21 protein-coding genes, 1 tRNA gene and 1 pseudogene are annotated in these 20,551 nt (G+C 57.7%); 14 read left to right on the top strand and 9 right to left on the bottom strand.

Annotated features, from left to right (window positions below; genetic code table 11):
• Window positions 1–73 precede the first annotated feature (73 nt).
• The 4 genes and pseudogenes from MXF20_RS14610 to ybiX all read left to right on the top strand — a co-directional run.
• A pseudogene (locus MXF20_RS14610) lies at window positions 74–388 on the top strand (histidine kinase dimerization/phospho-acceptor domain-containing protein); the annotation flags it as partial.
• A 305-nt stretch (window positions 389–693) separates the two neighbouring features.
• Window positions 694–861 carry a hypothetical protein gene (locus MXF20_RS14615; RefSeq protein WP_325970003.1) on the top strand — a complete coding sequence of 56 codons (168 nt, stop codon included), beginning with the start codon at window positions 694–696 and terminating at the stop codon, window positions 859–861.
• Between the two features lie 348 nt (window positions 862–1,209).
• On the top strand, window positions 1,210–3,495 hold the full coding sequence (locus MXF20_RS14620) for a catecholate siderophore receptor Fiu (protein WP_325970004.1): 2,286 nt from the start codon (window positions 1,210–1,212) through the stop codon (window positions 3,493–3,495).
• A gap of 51 nt (window positions 3,496–3,546) precedes the next feature.
• Window positions 3,547–4,224, top strand: coding sequence for a PKHD-type hydroxylase YbiX (gene ybiX, locus MXF20_RS14625; RefSeq protein WP_325970005.1), 678 nt, complete (start codon window positions 3,547–3,549; stop codon window positions 4,222–4,224).
• A gap of 57 nt (window positions 4,225–4,281) precedes the next feature.
• On the opposite strand, the gene MXF20_RS14630 is transcribed toward ybiX, so the two are convergent.
• The 3 genes from MXF20_RS14630 to MXF20_RS14640 all read right to left on the bottom strand — a co-directional run bounded on the left by MXF20_RS14630 (window position 4,282) and on the right by MXF20_RS14640 (window position 6,152).
• Window positions 4,282–4,357 (bottom strand) — tRNA-Asn (locus MXF20_RS14630).
• Between the two features lie 103 nt (window positions 4,358–4,460).
• A complete protein-coding gene (mtfA, locus tag MXF20_RS14635) occupies window positions 4,461–5,237 on the bottom strand; it encodes a DgsA anti-repressor MtfA (protein ID WP_325970006.1) in 777 nt (258 codons plus the stop codon).
• Between the two features lie 234 nt (window positions 5,238–5,471).
• Window positions 5,472–6,152 carry a hypothetical protein gene (locus MXF20_RS14640; RefSeq protein ID WP_325970007.1) on the bottom strand — a complete coding sequence of 227 codons (681 nt, stop codon included), beginning with the start codon at window positions 6,150–6,152 and terminating at the stop codon, window positions 5,472–5,474.
• Window positions 6,153–6,732: 580 nt separating this feature from the next.
• On the opposite strand from MXF20_RS14640, the gene MXF20_RS14645 reads away from it, so the two are divergent.
• On the top strand, window positions 6,733–7,437 hold the full coding sequence (locus MXF20_RS14645; protein WP_325970008.1) for a phosphohydrolase: 705 nt from the start codon (window positions 6,733–6,735) through the stop codon (window positions 7,435–7,437).
• 70 nt (window positions 7,438–7,507) lie between these two features.
• Complete coding sequence (locus MXF20_RS14650) at window positions 7,508–7,756, top strand: hypothetical protein (RefSeq protein ID WP_325970009.1); 249 nt, start codon at window positions 7,508–7,510, stop codon at window positions 7,754–7,756.
• Between the two features lie 40 nt (window positions 7,757–7,796).
• Here MXF20_RS14650 and MXF20_RS14655 read toward each other — a convergent pair whose 3' ends face one another.
• The gene (locus MXF20_RS14655; RefSeq protein ID WP_325970010.1) at window positions 7,797–9,392 is read right to left on the bottom strand and encodes a methyl-accepting chemotaxis protein; all 1,596 of its coding nucleotides are present in this window, start codon (window positions 9,390–9,392) and stop codon (window positions 7,797–7,799) included.
• Window positions 9,393–9,530: 138 nt separating this feature from the next.
• Window positions 9,531–10,925: a DNA (cytosine-5-)-methyltransferase gene (dcm, locus tag MXF20_RS14660; RefSeq protein ID WP_325970011.1), complete on the bottom strand. Its 1,395-nt coding sequence runs from the start codon at window positions 10,923–10,925 to the stop codon at window positions 9,531–9,533.
• A gap of 156 nt (window positions 10,926–11,081) precedes the next feature.
• On the opposite strand from dcm, the gene MXF20_RS14665 reads away from it, so the two are divergent.
• The 6 genes from MXF20_RS14665 (at window position 11,082) to dgcQ (ending at window position 15,142) form a co-directional block, all read left to right on the top strand.
• Entirely contained in the window at window positions 11,082–11,558 is a 477-nt protein-coding gene (locus MXF20_RS14665; protein ID WP_325970012.1) for a DNA mismatch endonuclease Vsr, read from the top strand.
• 70 nt (window positions 11,559–11,628) lie between these two features.
• Window positions 11,629–11,904: a hypothetical protein gene (locus tag MXF20_RS14670; RefSeq protein ID WP_325970013.1), complete on the top strand. Its 276-nt coding sequence runs from the start codon at window positions 11,629–11,631 to the stop codon at window positions 11,902–11,904.
• A gap of 11 nt (window positions 11,905–11,915) precedes the next feature.
• Window positions 11,916–12,827, top strand: a complete 912-nt coding sequence (locus MXF20_RS14675) for a DUF808 domain-containing protein (protein WP_325970014.1) — start codon at window positions 11,916–11,918, stop codon at window positions 12,825–12,827.
• 36 nt (window positions 12,828–12,863) lie between these two features.
• Window positions 12,864–12,998: a hypothetical protein gene (locus MXF20_RS14680; RefSeq protein WP_254919505.1), complete on the top strand. Its 135-nt coding sequence runs from the start codon at window positions 12,864–12,866 to the stop codon at window positions 12,996–12,998.
• Window positions 12,999–13,182: 184 nt separating this feature from the next.
• Complete coding sequence (locus MXF20_RS14685; RefSeq protein WP_010618657.1) at window positions 13,183–13,362, top strand: YodC family protein; 180 nt, start codon at window positions 13,183–13,185, stop codon at window positions 13,360–13,362.
• Between the two features lie 133 nt (window positions 13,363–13,495).
• Window positions 13,496–15,142 (top strand): cellulose biosynthesis regulator diguanylate cyclase DgcQ, encoded by a 1,647-nt coding sequence (gene dgcQ, locus MXF20_RS14690; RefSeq protein WP_325970015.1) that lies wholly within the window; start codon window positions 13,496–13,498, stop codon window positions 15,140–15,142.
• Here the strand turns inward: dgcQ and MXF20_RS14695 are convergent.
• From MXF20_RS14695 to yodD, 3 genes are all read right to left on the bottom strand, one after another.
• Window positions 15,139–16,359 (bottom strand): glycosyl transferase, encoded by a 1,221-nt coding sequence (locus MXF20_RS14695; RefSeq protein WP_325970016.1) that lies wholly within the window; start codon window positions 16,357–16,359, stop codon window positions 15,139–15,141. The two genes, dgcQ and MXF20_RS14695, sit on opposite strands and share 4 nt — an antisense overlap.
• A 26-nt stretch (window positions 16,360–16,385) precedes the next feature.
• Window positions 16,386–17,183, bottom strand: coding sequence for a mannosyl-3-phosphoglycerate phosphatase-related protein (locus MXF20_RS14700; protein ID WP_325970017.1), 798 nt, complete (start codon window positions 17,181–17,183; stop codon window positions 16,386–16,388).
• A gap of 358 nt (window positions 17,184–17,541) precedes the next feature.
• A complete protein-coding gene (gene yodD, locus MXF20_RS14705) occupies window positions 17,542–17,775 on the bottom strand; it encodes a YodD family peroxide/acid resistance protein (RefSeq protein WP_325970018.1) in 234 nt (77 codons plus the stop codon).
• A 316-nt stretch (window positions 17,776–18,091) separates the two neighbouring features.
• Between yodD and MXF20_RS14710 the strand changes: the two genes are divergently transcribed.
• Together MXF20_RS14710 and dsrB are read left to right on the top strand one after the other, a co-directional pair.
• On the top strand, window positions 18,092–18,250 hold the full coding sequence (locus MXF20_RS14710; RefSeq protein ID WP_232759701.1) for a YqaE/Pmp3 family membrane protein: 159 nt from the start codon (window positions 18,092–18,094) through the stop codon (window positions 18,248–18,250).
• 67 nt (window positions 18,251–18,317) lie between these two features.
• A complete protein-coding gene (gene dsrB / locus MXF20_RS14715) occupies window positions 18,318–18,515 on the top strand; it encodes a protein DsrB (RefSeq protein ID WP_010618650.1) in 198 nt (65 codons plus the stop codon).
• A 202-nt stretch (window positions 18,516–18,717) separates the two neighbouring features.
• Here the strand turns inward: dsrB and MXF20_RS14720 are convergent, their stop codons facing one another.
• Window positions 18,718–20,421 carry a methyl-accepting chemotaxis protein gene (locus MXF20_RS14720; RefSeq protein ID WP_325970019.1) on the bottom strand — a complete coding sequence of 568 codons (1,704 nt, stop codon included), beginning with the start codon at window positions 20,419–20,421 and terminating at the stop codon, window positions 18,718–18,720.
• Window positions 20,422–20,551 lie beyond the last annotated feature (130 nt).

Below are 20,551 nucleotides of genomic sequence, written 5' to 3' on the forward strand. Positions count from 1 at the left end.
ATCAATGAGGCTATGGCCGCGATCGCTGCTGTCACGCCTGCTGATTATCGTGTTGGGCGGGCTGCTGCTGGCAAATACTCTCAAACCGGCCGCCAGCCACGCACAGTTGATGGCAGAGAACGGTCCGGGTGAAGTGCAGCAGGCGGCGCGTGCGTTTAACGCTATGCAGCTGCGGATTCAGGATCACCTCAAAGCGCGTGCGCAAATCCTCGCGGCCATCTCCCACGATCTGCAAACCCCGATCACGCGCATGAAGCCACGGTTGGAGATGGCGGAGCAGCCTGAGCTGCGCGGCAAACTGCTGAGCGATCTCGATAACATGAGCCGTCTGGTGCGCGAGGGCATCGCCTGTGAGAGGGTGATTCAGCAGTTGCTGAAAGAGGCGCGTACATGACAGGTCTTGCGGCCCGCCCGGGACGCCGCTGCTTCTCATTTATGTTGTGGTTCGCGGGGTATGACTTTGAAAGCCGGGTGACACAGGGACTATCAGGCAAACAGCGTGCGGCATTGTCAGGGACCTCCCAGCCCGTAGGGTCACCCTTCAGGGCGACCTTAACCCTAATTCCGGACCGCGCAGCAACGGTTGCCACCCCGATATGCAAAATGCAGTAATCCAACGCATAACTTGTCGTTTGGTTCCGCGTCCGGGCTGCGGTTTACTGTCAGCGTTAACCTTATGTGGAGAAGCTGACAATGAAGAAGATCCTGCAGCAGTGGCTGGCGCGCCTGGCCGCCAGCCAAGCCGCCAGCCCTGACGGCCGCGAATTCGACCCCGGTGAGCATATCGACTTGCTGATTCCGATCAGCCAGCTGTACGGTGTGGAGTTTCATCCTTCCGTGTATCGCTACTATGAGCGATAACCGCCGCCACCAGCGCATGCGCTATTGCTACTGGAATGAACTGTGCACGCCAGACTAAAAACCCGCTCACGCCGAGCGGGTTTTTTTATGCTGTTTTCCCGCCTGATGAAAAAATTGCCCTGACTTGCCACCGGTTTGTTCAATTGTATTGATTTCGTAATTTTAACGTAAAGAAAAGTATTCCCAAGCGGCAGTGTGCGTGTAAGAATATAAAGGTAAATGATAACCATTGGCGTTATCATTTAGGTGTTGTCTGGTAAAACCGTTGTGATTCAGTGCTATGCCTGAGCAGACGTGGCGGTTAAGACAACGAGCGCGTTAATAACGATAAGAAACTCACCTTTTAACATGGATAAAAATCGCCAGCTGCCGTTTGGTAGCTTCAACTCGCTGACCCTGTTCACCGGGCTTTGTATTGGTATTTCGCCGGCTGCGGCGCTGGGTGCCGATAACTCCGGCAAAAAATCTGATGATACGTTAGTGGTTGAAGCGCGCACGCCTTCGCTGTACGCGCCGAATGCCTCGGCCGATCCGAAATTTACCCGTCCGCTGGTGGATATCACCCGCACCATGACGGTAATTCCGGATCAGGTCATTAAAGATCAGGGCGTCACCAACCTGACCGACGCGCTGAAAAATGTGCCGGGCGTCGGGGCGTTTTATGCCGGCGAAAACGGCAGCTCAACCACCGGCGATGCGGTGTATATGCGCGGTGTCGATACCTCCAACAGCATTTACGTCGACGGCATTCGCGACATTGCCAGCGTCACGCGCGATACCTTCAACACGCAGCAGGTAGAAGTGATCAAAGGGCCTTCCGGCACCGACTATGGTCGCAGCGCGCCCTCCGGCTCGGTCAATATGATCAGCAAACAGCCGCGTCTGGACACCGGCCTTGACGCGTCAGTCAGCGCCGGCAGCGCGTGGATGCGCCGCGGCACGCTCGATTACAACCAGGCGATCAACGACAATGCGGCGTTTCGTCTTAACCTGATGGGTGAGAAAACCCATGACGCGGCGCGTGATAACATTCAGAACGAGCGTTATGGCGTCGCGCCATCGCTGGCGCTGGGGCTGGACACCGCAACGCGGCTGTACGTCAACTATCTGCACGTGCACCAGAACAACACGCCGGACGGTGGCATTCCGACGGTTGGCCTGCCAGGCTATTCGGCGCCGTCTGCCGCGTACGCTGCGCTGAACAATTCCGGCAAGGTGGCGACCAGCAACTATTACGGCACTGATTCTGATTTCGACAAATCGACCACCGACAGCGCTACGCTGCGCTTCGAACACGATTTGAGCGATAACACCACGCTGCGTAACACCACGCGCTGGTCGCGGGTGAAGCAGGAGTATCTGCTGACGGCGGTGATGGGCGGAGCCAGCAACATCACTGCGCCCAATCCAAACGATGTTGGCAGCTGGCGCTGGTCGCGGCTGGCGAACACCAAAGATATCAGCAACCGTATTCTGACCAACCAGACCAATATCACCTCGAAATTTGCCACCGGTTCCGTCGGGCATGATGTGAGTGCCGGGGTTGAGTTCACGCGTGAAAACCAGACCACTTATGGCGTCAACGCGCTGACGCCGCCTGCGGTGAATATTTATCATCCTATCAGCAGCATCTCGATTGGCGGTCTGGATCGCAACGGCGCGAACGCCAACGGTCAGACTGACACGTTTGGCATTTATGCGTTTGATACCCTGGCGATTACCCATGACTTTGAGCTGAACGGCGGCATTCGTCTCGACAACTACCATACCGAGTACGACAGCGCGACGGCCTGTGGCGGCACCGGCCGCGGTGCGCTGGCCTGTCCGGCGGGCGTGGCGCGCAATACGCCAGTGACCACGGTGGACACGGCAAAATCCGGCAATCTGGTGAACTGGAAAGCGGGGGCGCTCTATCGTCTGACCGAACAGGGCAACCTGTATGTGAACTACGCCATCTCCCAGCAGCCGCCGGGTGGCAGCAGCTTCGCGCTGGCGGCGGGTGGCAGCGGCAACAGCGCCAACCGCACTGACTTCAAACCGCAGAAGGCCAAATCCAGCGAAGTGGGCACCAAGTGGCAGGTGCTGGACAAGCGACTGCTGCTGAACGCTGCGCTGTTCCGCACCGACATCGAAAATGAAGTCGATGCCAACGACGATGGCACTTACTCGCAAACCGGCAAAAAGCGCGTGGAAGGCTATGAACTCTCAGCAACCGGCAATATCACGCCGGACTGGGAAATCATTGCCGGTTACACCATGCAGCACGCGTCGGTGCGTGAAGGCGCCAGCGTGGCGCAGGATGGCTCATCCGCGCTGGCCTACACGCCGAAGCACGCCTTTACGCTGTGGACCAACTATCAGGCTACGGATGCGTTGTCGGTGGGCGCGGGCGCACGTTACGTAGGCAGCCTGCGTCGCGGCAGCGATGGGGCCGTGGGCACGCCGGATCACACCGAAGGTTACTGGGTGGCCGACGCGAAGCTCGGTTATAAGGTGAACAATAACCTCGACCTGCAGCTCAACGTGTATAACCTGTTTGATACCAACTATGTGGCGTCGATCAACAAGAGTGGCTACCGCTATCATCCGGGCGAGCCGCGTACCTTCCTGTTGACGGCTAACGTGCATTTCTGATGGTCAACCGTGGGGCGTTCGCGCTCCACGCTTAATGGCGAGAACTCCGCGATGATGTATCACATTCCTGCCGTGCTTAACGCTGAACAGCTGGCGCACTTTACCGCCCAGCTGCAGCATGCTGACTGGGTTGACGGACGGGCGACAGTCGGCAGCCAGGGTGCGACGGTAAAAAATAACCAGCAAATTGACACCAGCACGCCACTTTACGATCGGCTGCAGGCCGCGGTACTGCAGGCACTGAATAGCCATCCGTTATTCTTTGCCGCCGCGCTGCCGCGCACGCTTTCCGCACCGCTGTTCAATCGCTATCAGCAGGGAGAAACCTACGGTTTTCACGTGGACGGTGCGGTACGCCACAATGGCGCGGCCGGCTGGATGCGTACCGATCTCTCCGCCACGCTGTTTCTGTGTGAACCCGACAGCTACGACGGCGGCGAACTGGTGATCGAAGATACTTACGGTCAGCACCGCGTAAAACTGCCGGCGGGCGATCTGGTGCTTTATCCCTCCAGCAGCCTGCACTGCGTCACACCGGTCACGCGCGGCGCGCGGGTTGCTTCGTTTTTATGGATTCAGTCGATGGTGCGCGATGATAAGCAGCGCGCGATGCTGTTTGAACTGGACCGCAACATTCAGAGCCTGAAAGCGCGCCACGGTGACAGCGAAGAACTGCTGTCGCTGCTGAACATGTACCACAACCTGCTGCGCGGCTGGACGGAAGTTTAGCCGTCACGCAACAACAAAAAGCCCGCTCAGGTTTCCCTGAGCGGGCTTCTTTAAATCTGGCTCCTCTGACTGGACTCGAACCAGTGACATACGGATTAACAGTCCGCCGTTCTACCGACTGAACTACAGAGGAATCGTTGGAACGAGGCGAATATTAATGGCAGCCCCGGTGGGTGTCAACCGCTAAAAACACATTTGTATTCAACTGGCTAGCAAAGCGGCAAAGCGATCGTGATTTAAGCAGATTCCGGTGCCAGCAGGGTGAGTCGTGCCAGCGGATCCTGGCTATAAAACTGCTGCAGGTGACGATACATGGCTGGAAAGCGGCCGGCGAGCAGGTCGGGCGCGCTGAAGAAGTATTCGGACAGCACGGCGAAGCATTCCGCAGGATCGCTGGCGGCGTAGGGATCGATAGTGGCTGCCTGTTCGCCCACTAACTCGACTTCCGCTTCAATTTCGGCCATCGCCTGCAGCAAATCTTTTTCCCAGCTGGCCACATCGCGCAGCGCGATGGCCGGAATGCCGCTGGTATATCCGCTGCCGCGGGCGTCAAGCTTGTGCGCCAGTTCATGGATCACCAGGTTGTAGCCGGAGAGATCGTAAGAGTCCTGAATGTCGAGCGCGTTGAGCACCACCGGACCCTGCGTCCAGCTCTGGCCGGCATGCACGGCCGGTGCGTGATGCACCAGGCCGCTGTCATCTTCCCAGCGATCGTCCACGCTGAACGGTTCAGGGTAGATCAGCACTTCATGGAAGCCGTCGAGCCATTCCAGACCCAGCTTGAGTACCGGCAGGCAAAACAATAACGACAGGCGCGCGAGGCGCAACTCGTTAAGCTCCAGCCCCTGAAGCGGCGTGATTTTCTTCTGCTGCAGGAAACGTTGCGCCAGCGCCACCAGCGCCTGCTGCTCTTCGCTGTTTAGCAGCGAAAAGATCGGCTGCCCCAGCGCCTGTTGCCAGGGCAGCGCAGTCACGGCAGCATCCATTTGTGCACGCCACGGCCATTTGATCATTGCGTCACTCACTCTGCAGGGCGGAAATCATATCCTGACGCGGCAGACGATAAATTGCCAGCGCGGAATCAAAGCCGCTTATTCAACCTGTTAGCGGCGGATTTGTCTGTGACAGGGATTGCAAACTGGCAAGGTGGAAAAGCGTGCGCGCTGTGCCGCAGGCGGCGAGCGCGGGTGATTAACGGAATCGTGCACCAGGACGGCTCCCTCTTCCGTGCGGAAGAGGGCAAAGGGTTAGCCTTCACGCTCCACGCGCTGGAATGCGATGACCCATACCCACGGATTCACTTCCCAGCTGGTGGCACCGTACTGCTTCTGCCACGCATTGCGGTAGGCTTCTTTCGGTGATTCCGAATTCATATTCATGGTGAAGAAATTGTTGAGGAAGTGCGAATCGGTCTGCACGCCCTCCGCCATGATGTCATCTTCGCTGATGTCCTGAATCTTCTCTGCGCGCACCGCGGTAATTTCCAGATCGATGCGGCTGGCCCAGCGCGGCATATGAATCGCGGTCTGCCAGCCAAACTGCTCGGCCACCTGCTGGTTTTCCTCCAGCTGGCCCAGCTCATGGCTGTCGGCGCGATACTGACAAAATGCCGGATTGCGGAACGGCAGCGGATCGCGCTCGTACTCCGCCAGCTGCGCTTCAGGCACAATCGGGCCGCGCCAGGTTTCACGCACCCACAGGCGGTCTCCGACCTGGCCAAACGGGCACTGGGCGCCAATGTCCGCCATCGACATCAGCTTGTAGCCGTGCAGATGGTTAGCGCTGACGTCAAACGCGTGCACGCCTTCATGATGATCCTGCCCCGGGCCAAACGCCTGAGTTTTCATAATGCGCCGGGTCTGAGTTTGCTGGCCAACCAGCAGGGCGCGAACCCGCTGTTCGGAAAAAAGAATCGGCCGTTCTTTCATTATGTACCTCATGTTGTATCACGTACCCGGAGAACTTCGACGAAACATCCGTATCCTCGGATGAGAGCATTAGCATAATGGCTTTGAATCAATTTGCTTAATAATTTGTCGCCTTATTATCGGGCAATAACTGCCGCTTCCGGTATTAAGAATGGCTCATAAGCAAACGCTTTGCTGACGAGGGCTCCGGGTACAGGTTAGAGCCGTAAATTTCCCCTATACAGTACGTTATAACGGTCACAATGGGAATCTTTTCAGATTATGTCGCTATGCAGCCGCAGTTTTTAATGCTGGGGTTGCGGCAGGCTAAACTGGACCTTTTGCGGTGACGAAAATTTGTCCGCAGGGAAATATATCACCGTGATTAAACAGAGTGGCTTAACTAAAACGGGTTAAGGAAATGCTGAAAACCGCCGCGCTGCTGGGCAAGCGGCTTTAACAGCGCTATAACATGATCGGGATCGCAATTTTTTGCGCTGGACATCCGGGAAGGGTGTAAAGAAAGTGTCATCACCGGGCCGTTATGATGAGGCGCCAGCCTTAGCCGGTGCGAAATAATAGCAATAACAGGAGAAGCACGATGTCACTGACCCATTGGCAACAACGTTATGAAAGCTGGCTGCAGCTGAACTGGCTGCACGATGATAAAGCCCATGATATCGCGCACCTGCGCCGCGTCTGGATGAGCGCGGCCCGCATTATGCAAAACACGCAAGCCGATCCCATGGTGGTGCTGACCGCCTGCTATTTCCACGATGTGGTCAACCTGCCCAAGAACCATCCGGAGCGCCATCTGGCGTCAACTTACGCGGCCGAAGAGACGCGCCGCATTCTGCAACAGGATTTTCCGGACTTCCCGACAGCGCTGCTGGACAGCGTGGCGCATGCGGTGCAGGCCCACAGTTTCAGCGCGCGTATCGCACCGCAAACCTTAGAAGCGAAGATTGTACAGGACGCCGATCGGCTCGAATCATTAGGCGCGATTGGCCTTGCGCGCGTTTTCTATACCGCCGGCGCGCTCGGACGACCCTTGTTCGACAGTGACGATCCGCTCGGTAAAGATCGCGAACTGGATGACGTGAAGTGGACGCTGGATCACTTTCAGAAGAAATTGCTGAGCCTGCCGCAGACCATGCAGACGGAAACCGGCCGCCTGCTGGCGGAGCATAACGCCGATTTTCTGGTGCGCTACATGGCGAAACTGTGTGCGGAACTGCAGGGCAATCTGACGGCGATTGATGAGTCCGTATTACGCGATTTCAGTCCTTTGTCGGCGCAATATTAAATTTTTATGACAGTCTGTTAACTTTCATCGGCTTCCGCTACGTTGTTGTAAATCAAGAGGGAGCATGAAGATGACCGAGACTGTTAACTTAACCATTAAAATTGACCCGGCGCTGAAAGAGCAGATCAAACAGTTAGCCGCTGATAATCAAATCTCCATGAGTCAGGAGATTGTTAACCGCCTGCAGGCCAGTTTACATGCGGTTGAGCAACCGGCCGTCGACAACTTGCATACTGAAGAAGCGGCTGGCGATCAGCTGAGCGCCACCGAGCTGAAACAGGTGCGCGCACTGCTGAAGAAGAGCAGGAAAAAGAAATAAACCGAAAACCCGTCGCTGACGGGTTTTTTTTAGCGGCTTCTTAGCTCACGCGGAACTGCTGCGCGCGCTGCGCCAGCCGCGCCGAAAGTTCACTCAGCGCCGCCGCTGCCTGCACCTGGCGGGCATTTAACGCGTCGTTTTGCTGCAGCTGATGGCTCATTTCCACCACTTCCCGGGCAATTTTACTCACGCGATGGCTCTGCGCCGTGCTGTTATCCTGCAATTCATTCAGCTGGCTGACCACGCCGGATACCGCCTGACCAATCTGCGCAAACAGCACTTCCAGCGCCTGCACCTTGTCAAACCCATCCTGGACGTGCTGCTGCGTGTGCTGAATCAACCCGTCAATCTGCCGCGTGGATGCGCCGCTCTGCTGTGACAGCAAACCCATCTCTTTAGCGACCACAGAAAAACTGCGGCCGTAAGCGCCAGCGTGCGCCGATTCGATGGCCGCGTTGAGCGACAGCAGGCGCGTCTGCATCGACAGGCTATCCAGCATGCCGACAATACCGGCAATATCCCCGGCGGCCGCCACAATCTGCTGCATCTGATGATCCATATTGTCGACTTCACGGGCGCAGTGACGCATCAGCGCGTCGGCGGACTGCGCTTCCTGCGTCGCCAGCTGAGAAAACTGTGCGCCTTTTTCCACCTCTTCCGACACGCGATGCAGGCGCTGCGACAAATGGTGGAAGCTGGCGTTCTGCGCCTGGTGCTGCTGCATCACCTGCTGATTATGCTGCTGCATCTCGCCAGCGCCGGCCGCTACGCTGACCGCCACATTATTGATGTCGCTGACGATCTGCTGTAAACCCTGGCGCATGGTATCAATGGCGAGCAGCAGCTGGCGCGTCTCCAGCGACTGGCGGCGCAGCGGTGGCTGTTTGACGGTCAAATCGCCGGTGGCAATCTGTGCCAGCTCGGTATTGGCACGGCGCAGCGGCAACAGCACGCCGCGCATCAGCAGAGCAGCGGCCAGCAGCAGCAGCGCCATTAATAACGCAGCGATCGCCAGCGACAGATTACGGCTCTGCTTTAACGTGCTGAGCGAATGCTGGTTGACGCTGCCCAGCTGCTGATTGGCCTGTTCGATTTCGCTGAACCACGCATCGTTGAACTGCTGCTGAAAAGCCTGCATTGGCACCATGAAAAAGGCGTTGATATCGTTGGCCGCCAGTCCCTTCAGCTGCTCCTGCAGCCCGCCGGCCAGCAACACGAATCCCTGAGCCAAGGGGCTGTCGCTCTTCGCCTGATAAGCAGCAAACAGCTGCTGCGCCTGTTGCAGCGAGGTGCTGGCGGCTGCAGCGAGACTTTTCCAGCTGTCGACAGAACCGCTCTGCTGGTCCTGCATCAGGTAAATTCCGGCACGATGGCTGTTGTCGCTGGCGGTCAGCAGTTCAATGCGCGCTTTATCCAGCAGCGCCAGCCGTTGCCGTAGCTGGCTGGCCTGCTGCAAAGAGAGTTGCGTCTGATTGACATGCTGATTGAGCAGCAGCACACCGGCAAACTGCAGCAGGCCAAACAGCACAATAAACAGCATAAACTGAGCGCGCAGGCTGGTGAGCCAGTCGGGCAAACGCAGGGTAAAACGGGACCGCAGCCGCAGCGGCAGGGCGATTACAGACAGGAGAGACATCGAACAGCTCCGCAAAAATAAAACGCAGTATTCGTTTGATGCGTGACAGTTCGGTGACAGTGCGCGCGATGTACGGCAAAACAGCACAACGCGCGTTACTAAAGCAAATTGGGGTGCGGAAAAACGCTGGCCGCCGGTTTACCGGCGACGCGCGTGCTGCTCAATCAGTGGCAGCAGCAGCTTTGCCACCGCGGTGAACACCGGCACCACCACTGAGTTGCCAAACTGCTTATAGGCTTGTGTGTCGGAGACCGGAATGCGGAAGCGCGCTTCGCCCGGCGCTTCAAAGCCCATCAAACGGGCACATTCGCGCGGCGTCAGGCGGCGCGGGCGGCGCGCCATGTTCTCTGCCTGCTGAAAATCCTGCTCGCCCAGCGCGTGATCCCAGCCGCGATCGATGAGGATTTCCGAACCGTCTTTGTAGTAGCGCGCTGACAGAGTGCGCACGCAGCAGTGCGGATTGCGCGGATCGTTGAGGCCAAAGCCAAACCCGTTGCCTTTGGCTTTATGCTTCTTCGCGTACTGGTAGAGATAATGCCACAGCGTGGGCGACAGGGTATATTTTGCCGCCGGCTGTGGCTCCAGCAGGCTGTGCAGCGCCGGCACCTGAGGCGGATAGAGCGCTGCCAGCGCGCGCAGCGAAAAACCTTCACTCAGGCCGGTGTCGCGCCGGATGCCCACCAGCACGATACGCTCGCGGTGCTGGGGCAGGAAGTGACGCGCATCGACGACTTTCGCATCCGGCAGCTTGTCATCCGCCGCATCGGCGACGTCATAACCCAGCTCATCCAGCGTGGCCATAATAATGGCAAAGGTACGGCCTTTATCGTGGCTCTTGAGGTTCTTCACATTCTCCAGCACGAAAAACGGCGGTTTCTTCGCGGCGAGAATGCGCGCCACATCGAAAAACAGCGTGCCCTGGGCTTCACACTCAAAGCCGTGCGCGCGCCCCAGCGCATTCTTCTTACTGACGCCAGCCAGCGAAAAGGGCTGACAGGGGAAGCCAGCCAGCAGCACCTGATGGTCGGGAATGGTTTCATCGATATGCTGATATATCGCCTGCTCATCCTGTAAGCCGGCCGGCTGCGTCACCAGCCGGATATCACTGTTGAACTGATGATGCTCAGGATCGCTGTAGTGATTGGCTTTGTAAGTGCGCACCGCTTCTTTGTTCCACTCGCTGGTGAAGACGCACTGGCCGCCAATTTGCTCAAAGCCGCGGCGGATACCGCCGATGCCGGCAAACAGATCGATAAACTGAAATCGGGCGTCATCATAATGTGCCGGTCGTGACGGCAGCAGCGCCTGCAGCCGGGCAACTTCCGCGGCTGACAGCGCGGGCGCGGCGCTTTTCCCGCTGCGAATCCGGTTAAGCTGCGTGATGCTCCAGTCGCGGCCGCCGGCCTCGCTCAGGTTGACCACCAGATCGCGCACCGCATAGATATCCAGTGCCTGCAGCAGTAGCGCGGTGGCGTCATCATGGGCGGAGAGCGGGGAAGGCGAAGCCGTCGCGGCGGGGTCGAGTGCAAGCATGCGTTTTTCCTTAACAGTGAAGCGGCTATGCTACCACTCCTGGCGCGGCGTGGAAATTAACCTTGGCTGCGCAGCGTCTCGCAATCTGCTACGCGCAAACTTTCGCTTTCGCCTCAACCCGCTAAAGTTGAAGAAGCCCAGAAAAAAGGAGACGCCATGGCGGACGTCCACTCGCACGATATTCGCAGCAAAAATATGCGCGCCATTCGCAATCAGGATACGGCGATTGAGCAGCGCATTGCGCTACTGCTGAAAGATCGCGGCTTCAGCTTTCGCGTGCAGGATAAAGCGCTGCCGGGCCGGCCGGATTTTGTGCTGCCGCAGCAGAAAGCCATTATCTTTGTGCACGGCTGTTTCTGGCATCGTCATCACTGTTATCTGTTCAAAATGCCGGCCACGCGCACCGAATTCTGGAGCGGCAAAATTAACAGTAACGTGGAGCGGGACCGGCGCTATGTGCAGCAGCTGCAGCAAAGCGGCTGGAAGGTGCTGATTGTCTGGGAATGCGCGCTGCGGGGCAAACTGCGGCTGGAGGATGACGCGCTGGTGGAACGGCTGGAGGAGTGGCTGCTGGCCGCCGCGCACAGCAGCGAAATCGATCATCAGGGATTGCATCACTATCGGGCGGATTAAGGCCCGGTGATTGCTTTTGCCCGCCATAACAGTTTAGATCAGCGTTTTCTCTGGGACGCGGAACACCACCATGAGCAGCATCAAACTGACGGTCAGACGCCTGTATCAACTGCGCGATGAGCGCATGGTCAATGCACATGCCACGGCACGCATTTATCTGGACGATACGCTGGTGGCGACCGAAGAGATAAGCGGCATGACCGAAAGTCCGGTGAGCAAGTATCTGCACGCCGGCGATCTGCACGGAAAAACGTTACGCGTCGAATGGGACTGTGCGGGCATCGCCGATATGACGGTAACGGCGATTGAGCGGTGCCCCTGTTGTCAGGATCACGAACCCGAATAAGGAATAACATTTTGGCAGGAACCAGCTTACTGACTCTTCTGGATGATATTGCCACGCTGCTCGACGATATTTCCGTCATGGGCAAAGTGGCGGCAAAAAAGACCGCCGGCGTGCTGGGCGACGATCTGTCGCTGAATGCGCAACAGGTGACCGGGGTAAAAGCCAATCGTGAACTCCCGGTGGTGTGGGGCGTGGCGAAAGGCTCTTTCATCAACAAGCTGATTCTGGTGCCGCTGGCGCTGCTGATTTCGGCATTTGCCCCCTGGCTGATTACGCCGCTGCTGATGATTGGCGGTGCCTACCTGTGCTTTGAAGGGGTGGAAAAGGTGCTGCACAGCCTGCACCACGACAAGGCGGAAAAGAGTCCTGAAGCGCGGCAAAAGCGCCTGGATAATCTGGCGCAGCAGGATCCGCGCCAGTTCGAGAAAGATAAAGTCAAAGGCGCGGTGCGTACCGACTTTATTCTGTCGGCTGAAATCGTGGCGATCACCCTGGGCATCGTCTCGGATGCGCCGCTGCTTAATCAGGTGCTCATCCTGGCCGGGATTGCCATTCTGGTGACCATCGGCGTGTACGGTATTGTGGCGATGATCGTGAAAATTGACGATCTCGGTTACTGGCTGCGCGAGAAATCTTCCACGCTGGCGCAGGCCACCGGCGGCGCGCTGCTGGCGCTGGCACCGTGGCTGATGAAAATTCTGTCGGTGGTCGGCACCATCGCCATGTTCCTGGTGGGCGGTGGCATTATCGTGCACGGTCTTGCGCCGCTGCATCATGCCATTGAGGAATACAGCAGCGGCTTCCCGGGCGTGGTGTCCACGCTACTGAGCAACGGCGCGAACCTGGTGCTGGGCTTTATCGTTGGGTCGATTGTGCTGTTAGTGGTAAATCTGGTTGCGAAGCTGCGCGGTAAATCGGTATAAAGCGCAGGAAATTTCTAATCACGGGTCAGGAGAACGATGATGAACGACGATATGTTTGAATTTGATATCGATGCACAGCTGGAGCAGGCGGAAGCCAAAGCGGCCGAAAAAGCCAGCGAAGTGCCAGCGGATATCAGCGATGAAGCCGACTGCGAAGGCTGCAAAATCTGATTTCCCCCCGCAAAATCACCCCTCAAAGCCGATAATAATTTTTATCGGCTTTGTTTATTTTCGGCATTTTTCACTGCTTATTCCGAATTTGTCACAGTAATAGCAATATCCTATAGGCATAAAACGCGCACAGCTGCTATACCTTAATCCGTTCAATCAACGGTGAGAGAAGGGAGGGCGCGGTATGACCTTTGCAATCAGTGACGAAGTTCAGCACAAACAGGGCGGACCCACCATGGTGGTGACCGGCTATGCCAGCGGAATGGTAGAGTGTCGTTGGTATGATGGCTACAGCGTACGCCGTGAAGCGTTCCGCAGTGATGAATTGACGCATCTGTCGGCCGCGCGCCAGCTGGCCAGCTGAGTCTCCCGGGACGGTCATTGCGCCGTCCCGCTGTCGTTATCTCTTTTCACGCTTTTCCTGATCTCTGCCTGTACGCCGTTTTGCCGCCTGACTACACTTTTCCCATTCGTTGTTTTTCGGAGCCTGGCAACTGATGCCAACCTCGCCACTGTCGACACGCCGCATTAATCCTGCGCTGCGCGTGCATCTCTGTTTTCTGGCGGTCTTTCTCTTTTCACTGTTTCTTACTGTCCATGAAGCGCTGGAACTGAAGAATAACTATCAGCAGCGGCAGCGCGCCCAGCTGTCCGAGATCCAGCGCAGCCTCGATAGCCGTTTTCAGGAGAGTCTGGACGAGCTTAATTACTATCAGAAAATGCTCAGCTACGCGCTGACCCATCCGCTGGATGCCGATTACGGTCAGCACGCCCTGCAGCGTTTTCAGCAGTTGCGCCATCAGCCGGTGTGGCAGTTGCAAATTGCCAACCTGCGCAGCATGCCGATTAACGGCGTCAGCGATGAATGGCTGCAGCGCGATGCACTGCTGCAGCGCGATGACGCTTATCTGCTGCCTGAACTGCGCGCCGCGCTGGAATTCAGCTTTATCATGCAGTTCAGCGATGAGGCGCAGGATTTTCATTCACGCTTCTGGTACATCTCGCGCGCTGGCTATTTCATCAGTTCCCGTCCGCCACGCAGCGCACAGGAACTGGCGCAGAGCTATGCCACCATGACGCAGCGTCCCTATTTTCGCGACCAGCAACCGGGCCGGGCACCGCAGGCGCGGTGGCACTGGACCGAAGCCTATCAGGGCGAATTTAACGAAGGATTGATGCTGACGGTAAGCGCGCCGGTGATCGCCAATCAGTACTGGTACGGTGTGCTGTCGATGGATTTCACCCAACAGCGCATTAATGCGTTGCTGCAACAGTCGCGTCACAGCGTGCTGCAGGGCAAGCTGGTGCTGGAAGATCGCGCGCTGCACGAAATCACCCGGCTGCCGGCACCGAATGACCGGGCATTAACTGCCGCGCAGCGTGAACGACTAATGCTGGCGATTCACCAGCAGCCATCGGGGACGCTGTGGCTGGGCAGCCAGCTGGCCAGCTGGGTGAAGCTGAAAAACGTCGATGCGTGGCTGATCAACGTGCAGAGTTTGCGCCAGGGCTTGTCGCAGGAGCTGGGCCGCGTGGCGCTGTTTCTGTTTGGCATGTGGCTGCTGTTCGTGCTGCTGCTGGCGATAGCGCATCAGGTGATTTTCCGACTGGTGCGCCGGCTCGACGATCTCTCGGCGCGGCTGGCGTGGCGTGCTAACTACGACGGTCTGACGCGGCTGCTGAACCGCAGCGCCTTTTTCGAGCAGTTTAAGGCGCTGGCGCGGCACTGCGAGCAACAGCCGCTGGCGGTGATTCAGCTCGATATCGATCATTTTAAAAAGGTGAACGATAGCTGGGGCCACCACGCCGGCGATCAGGCGCAGATGCACGTGGCGGGCGTTATTAAGCATACGCTGCGCCCTTACGACGTCGCCGGACGCATCGGCGGCGAGGAGTTTTGTATCGTGCTACCGCACACCACGCTGGCGGACGCGCAGGGCGTGGCGGAGCGTATCCGCAGCCGGCTGGCGGCCAAAACCATTCTGGTGAATGCCAGCACAACATTCAGCGTGACGCTGTCGGCGGGCATCAGCTGCAGCACCGAGCAGGGCAGTTACCATGCAGAAAGCCTGCAGGCGACAGCGGACCGCCGCCTGTATCTGGCGAAAAGCGGCGGTCGCAACCAGGTGTGTGCGGCGGGTTAAACCTTGCCTTCGTTATCCTCTTCCACCGCCTGGTAGATGCGCTGCAGAATGTCGGGAAAGGCAGACTGCACGCGGCTCCAGCTGGGGATGAAGGGTTTCTCGTTCGGCCGCTCAATGAACGACTGACCGGCATCCAGAATCGCCTGGGTGAACATCTCGACCGCCGCTTCTTCAATGTGCTGATCAAACTTCAGGCCGTTCATGGTGGCTTCGTGGTTGTAGATCTCCATCATGTCCAGCGCGTTGCGGTAGTAGGTGGCCTTCAGCACGCGGAAGGAGTCACTGGTCAGCGGCACGCCCATAGTCGCCAGCTTACGCAGCAGCGACTGCACGATATCGTTACTCATGCGCTTCAGGCCACCGGTGCCGTCTTCTTCCGCCAGCGGCTGATGCTTATGGTCGTAGTTGTCAGCAATTTCCACCTGGCAGGTCTGGCGCGTGGTGTAGTTGCGATAGATCTCAGACAACACGCCAATCTCCAGCCCCCAGTCACCGGGAATTTTGATGCCGTTCAGCACATGGGTGCGCATGGCGAATTCGCCGGAGAGCGGGTAGCGGAAGCTGGTGAGGTAGTCGAGGTATTCAGAGTGGCCGTAGACTTTCTGCAGCGAGCGCAGCAGCGGACCGACCAGCAGGCGCCCGACGCGGCCGTTCAGTTTGCCGTCGGCGACGCGCGCATAGAAGCCTTTGCAGAACTCATACTGAAACGCCGGGTTGGCCAGCGGATAGAGCAGGCGCGCCAGCATACCGCGTTCATAGGTGACAATATCGCAGTCATGCAGCGCCACGCACTGCGAGCGATCGGAGGCCAGCGTGTAACCGGTACAGAACCACACGTTACGCCCTTTGCCCGGCTGGCTGGGCGACAGGCCCTCTTTATCCAGCTCGGCGTCCAGCGCTTTCAGACGCGGACCGTCATTCCACAAAATGCGGTGGCGCTGCGGCAGGCGCGAAAAGAACTCCCGCGCGTAGAGGAACTGATCGCGGTCGGCGCGATCGAGGCCAATCACAATCTCCTCCAGATAGGGCACCTTCGCCAGTTCGTTGACGATGTTATCCAGCGCCGGGCCTTCCAGCTCAGAAAACAGCGAGGGCAGAATCAGCCCCATTTTGCGCTTGCGCGCAAAGCGCACCATCTCTTTTTCCAGCGATTCCACGCTGCGGTGGGTGAGATTATGAAAGTTGGTAATTACGCCGTTCTGGTAAAAATCACTCATCGTCTCATCCTTCTGGTCAGCTGCCGTTATTCAGGTTGGGCAAGAAAGTAATCCAGACCTTCGCGCCAGCCCTCTGGGCCGACGTGTGCGGTGTGGTAAACGTTGTGGTGATCGCTGCGCTGCAGCACCACCGGATTTTTGCTGAAGCCCTTAATCACCACGGCATAATCGACGCGCTCCAGCATCGGCGCATCGTTGGGGCCGTCGCCCAGCCCAATGGTGGTGCGTCTGGTGCCTTCCTGCTGCTGCAAATGCTGCAATAACTGTTCCAGCGCCGCGCCTTTACCGCTGCCTGCGGGCATGACGTGCCAGAAACGGCCACCCTGCGTCAGTGCCAGCTGATGCTGCGCCAGCGCCGCGCGGAACGCATCCAGCCGCGATTCATCATCACGCCACAGCACCACTTCAGACGCATCGCGCAGGCGACTCTGACTGGCTTCCGCCAGCGTCAGACCGGTAAAGCGGGCAACTTCTGCATCGCTAAAGTCGTGAAAACCGGTGAAGCGAAAGTCCGCCTGCAGCCTACTGAGCGTGGCGCACAGCGCAAGATATTCCGCGCCCGGCTCTTCCGCGACGCGCGGTTCTGCACCAAAGGCCACGCGCGCGCCGTTTTCAGCGATAAACGGGGCGCCGGCAATGCCCAGCCGCTTCTGCAGCGGGATGATCTCGGCAGCGGTTTTGCTGGAGCAGATCACCAGCGGAACCTGCTGCTGCTTCAGCCGCGCCAGCCATTCGCTGGCGGCCTGCCAGTTATAATCGTGATGATCGAGCAGCGAACCATCCAGATCGGTCACAATCAGCAGGGAGGAATCTAACGGGATCATCAATGCACTCCTTATGCCCGGGGGCATCCGTAAAGCGACGTGTAATCAGTATAATAGCCAATCGCGATCACACTTTTTTCGGCGGTCATCGCGGCGAATAACCAGGAAAAATCTTAAAACACCGGCCAAGTAACGGAGCGGCTGCACATTTTGTGCATGCAGAATGCCAGCCGTATCGCGATGTTTTCGGTAACAGCAGTGCATGATTATGCAGATTTGTTCGAATTGCGTGCAGAAATGAGACTTGTCTTACTTCAGCTAAAGCGTAATCTGAAGCGGTGTAAAGATTTTCCTGGTGTAACGAATTTATTCTTTTTTCAACCCGGCCTTCGCGCCGGGTCTTTTTTTGAAATCGATTTCAGCGGTTCACTTCAGTGATGGTGAAATCACGGATGTCGAGTTCAAACGCGTCGGCCAGTTCGGTGTAAGAGTCGTACGCTTCACCGTTCACTTTGACACGGTGCGCATCTTCAGCCTGCATAAACTCCTGCACTTCACCTGAGGTTTTTTTCTGAATCGCTTCCAGCAGCGCGTCCACGTCGATGTTGACTTCGCGCTGCACGTTATCGCTGTACTCTTTTGCAGTCGTCATAACAGCCTCCCGGAGGCAAACGGACACCTGACAAGTATAGACGGTGAGGGCGGGCTGGCGCGTGCACGGTGGGCAGGTAAAAAAAAAGCCCGCGCTGCGCGGGCAAAAATCCTTGTTACTTTTAGGTTGACTGCCCCTTTGGGGTTGGTGCAGTGCCGGTAAGTGTACGGGCAGGCGTTGTCAGAAGTCTCTCCGCGAAACGTTAAGAAAGTGAAAAGCCGGGTTTTGACACTTCTTTACCCGCCGGATAACCCACTTTTGCCTAAAGCAGCTATGCTTACAGCTGGTTGATTATGATGGTTATCAGGGAGTTAGTATGGATTTATTTCGGATTATTATTGCGATTCTGCTGCCACCGCTGGGCGTATTTTTGCAGGTCGGCTTCGGCGGCGCCTTCTGGCTCAACATTCTGCTGACGCTGTGCGGTTACATTCCGGGTATTGTGCATGCGGTGTGGGTAATCGCCCGACGCTGATCGCGATCAGGCAGCGCTGACTATCTTCCGTTACACTATGCGCAGGACTGTTTCTGGAGAGAAATCAATGAAGGTCAATGACCGCGTAACGGTAAAAACCGACGGCGGCCCACGTCGCGTCGGCACGGTGCTGGCTGTGGAAGGATTCAACGAAGGCACCATGTATCTGGTGGCGCTGGAGGATTATCCGCTGGGCATCTGGTTCTTTAATGAAAGCGATCACGCCGAAGGGGTGTTTGTTGAGCCGTATGCGGGGGAAGGGTAGTCTGGTTTTGCGATTAGATTGCCCTCACCCTAACCCTCTCCCGCACGCGGGAGAGGGAACCGTTCAGCGCCGATGCTTAGTAATACGTTGTTCCTGAAGCGTTGGGTGAAAACCCTACACAACAGCCGCACGGTCAGCCCCCTCTCCCGCAAGCGGGAGAGGGATGGGGTGAGGGAAAATACCGCACCCCACCTCACTCCTCTTAAAACGTTTCCCAGTTATCATTGCCTGGCGCGGCTAATGCCGGACGCGCAGCCAGCGCAGGGGCTTTCAGCGCCGGCTGCGGTGCAGCGGCAACGAGCGTGCGCGGCGTATCATTCAGGCGGAACACCGCCACCGCCTGCGTCAGTTTACCGGCCTGATCTTCCAGCGAGGCCGCCGCCGAAGAGGCCTCCTCGACCAGCGAGGCGTTCTGCTGCGTCACGTTATCCATCTCGGTGACCGCCAGGCTGACCTGCTGAATGCCACGGCTCTGCTCATCAGACGCCGCCGCAATCTCTGCCATGATATCGGTAACGCGGCGCACCGCCTCAACAATCTCGCCCATGGTGGTGCCGGCTTCGCCGACCTGATGCGACCCGTTGCTGATCAAATCCACTGACTCAGCAATCAGCGACTCAATCTCTTTCGCCGCCTGCGCACTGCGCTGCGCCAGATTACGCACTTCACTGGCCACCACGGCAAAGCCACGGCCCTGTTCCCCGGCGCGCGCGGCTTCTACCGCGGCGTTGAGCGCCAGGATATTGGTCTGGAACGCGATACTGTTAATGACGTTGGTAATTTCCGCGATCTTCTTCGAGCTGCCGGAGATGTTATTCATGGTTTTCACCACGCCGCTCACCAGTTCGCCGCCGCTGCGCGCCTTACCGGATGCATCAGCCGCCAGCTGGCTGGCGTGATGGGCGTTTTCGGCGTTCTGCTTCACGGTGGCGGTGAGCTGCTCCATGCTGGCGGCGGTTTGCTCCAGCGCAGAAGCCTGCTGCTCGGTACGGGATGACAGATCGGTGTTGCCGGCGGAGATTTCACTGGAGCCCTGATAAATCGCCACCGCGCCTTCACGTACTGTGCCGACGGTGCGCACCAGGGACGCCTGCATCAGCTGCAGGTTATGCAGCAGACTGCCAATTTCGTTGTGGCCACAGGCCTGCTCGGGGGCGGTGAGATCGCCCTGCGCGATGCGTTCAATGCGGCCAACCGACAGGCGCAGCGGATTGATCACCACACGGCGCAGGAACACAAAGGTGAGCAGCACCAGCAGCAGCGCGGCGGCAAACGCCACTGCCATGGCGATAAAGCCAACGCGCGACTGATGCGCCGCTTCGGCGTTAATCGCTTCGGCACGCTCGGTGCGGATCTTAATCGCCTTCAGCAGCACCGCGTTATAGGCATCATCCAGCTTGCGGGTGACATCGGTTTCCTGCGCGACAATCCCCTCGAAGCTGCCCTGTTTCGCCGATTCAATCATCGGCTTCAGGCCTTTATCAATGTAGGCGTTAAAACTGGTGGTGAGCGGACCGTCGAGCGCCAGGTCTGCCGGCGTCTTCATTTTGCGATCCATATAAATTTTGAAGCCTTCGCGCGCCTGCTTAATGCGCGTTTCGGTACGCGCCAGATCGGCGCGATAGCCATCCATTTCACCGATGCGCGCCGCAGCGCCCGACTGCAGCACGTTCAGGCGCGCGGTGCGCAGATGGTTTGAGCTGTTGGAAATGCCCATGCGCACCTGAATTTCATCGGTGGCGTCATTCAGGGAGTTATTGCTCTGAATCAGAAAGTAGCTGGCGAGCCCAATGCACAGGGCAAATAGCAGCAGGATGCCGCCAAAAATCATACTGAACAGAGGCATCAGCCGCAGGTTCTGCCAGATGCTGAGCTTATGTTGCCCATCTATCGATGCTGTTTTCATTTCCTTGCTCTCATAGTGGTAGGGGTTCTGAAAGCAAGCATCGGCAGCGCGGAATAAAGGCTTAGCGGGGAAGTGGGATCGCGCTCGCAAAACGCACAAAAACAATTAAGGCCAGTCGCGGTGACTGGCC

The sequence above is a fragment of the Pantoea dispersa genome (genome assembly GCF_035783935.1).
GTDB lineage: Bacteria > Pseudomonadota > Gammaproteobacteria > Enterobacterales > Enterobacteriaceae > Pantoea > Pantoea dispersa_C.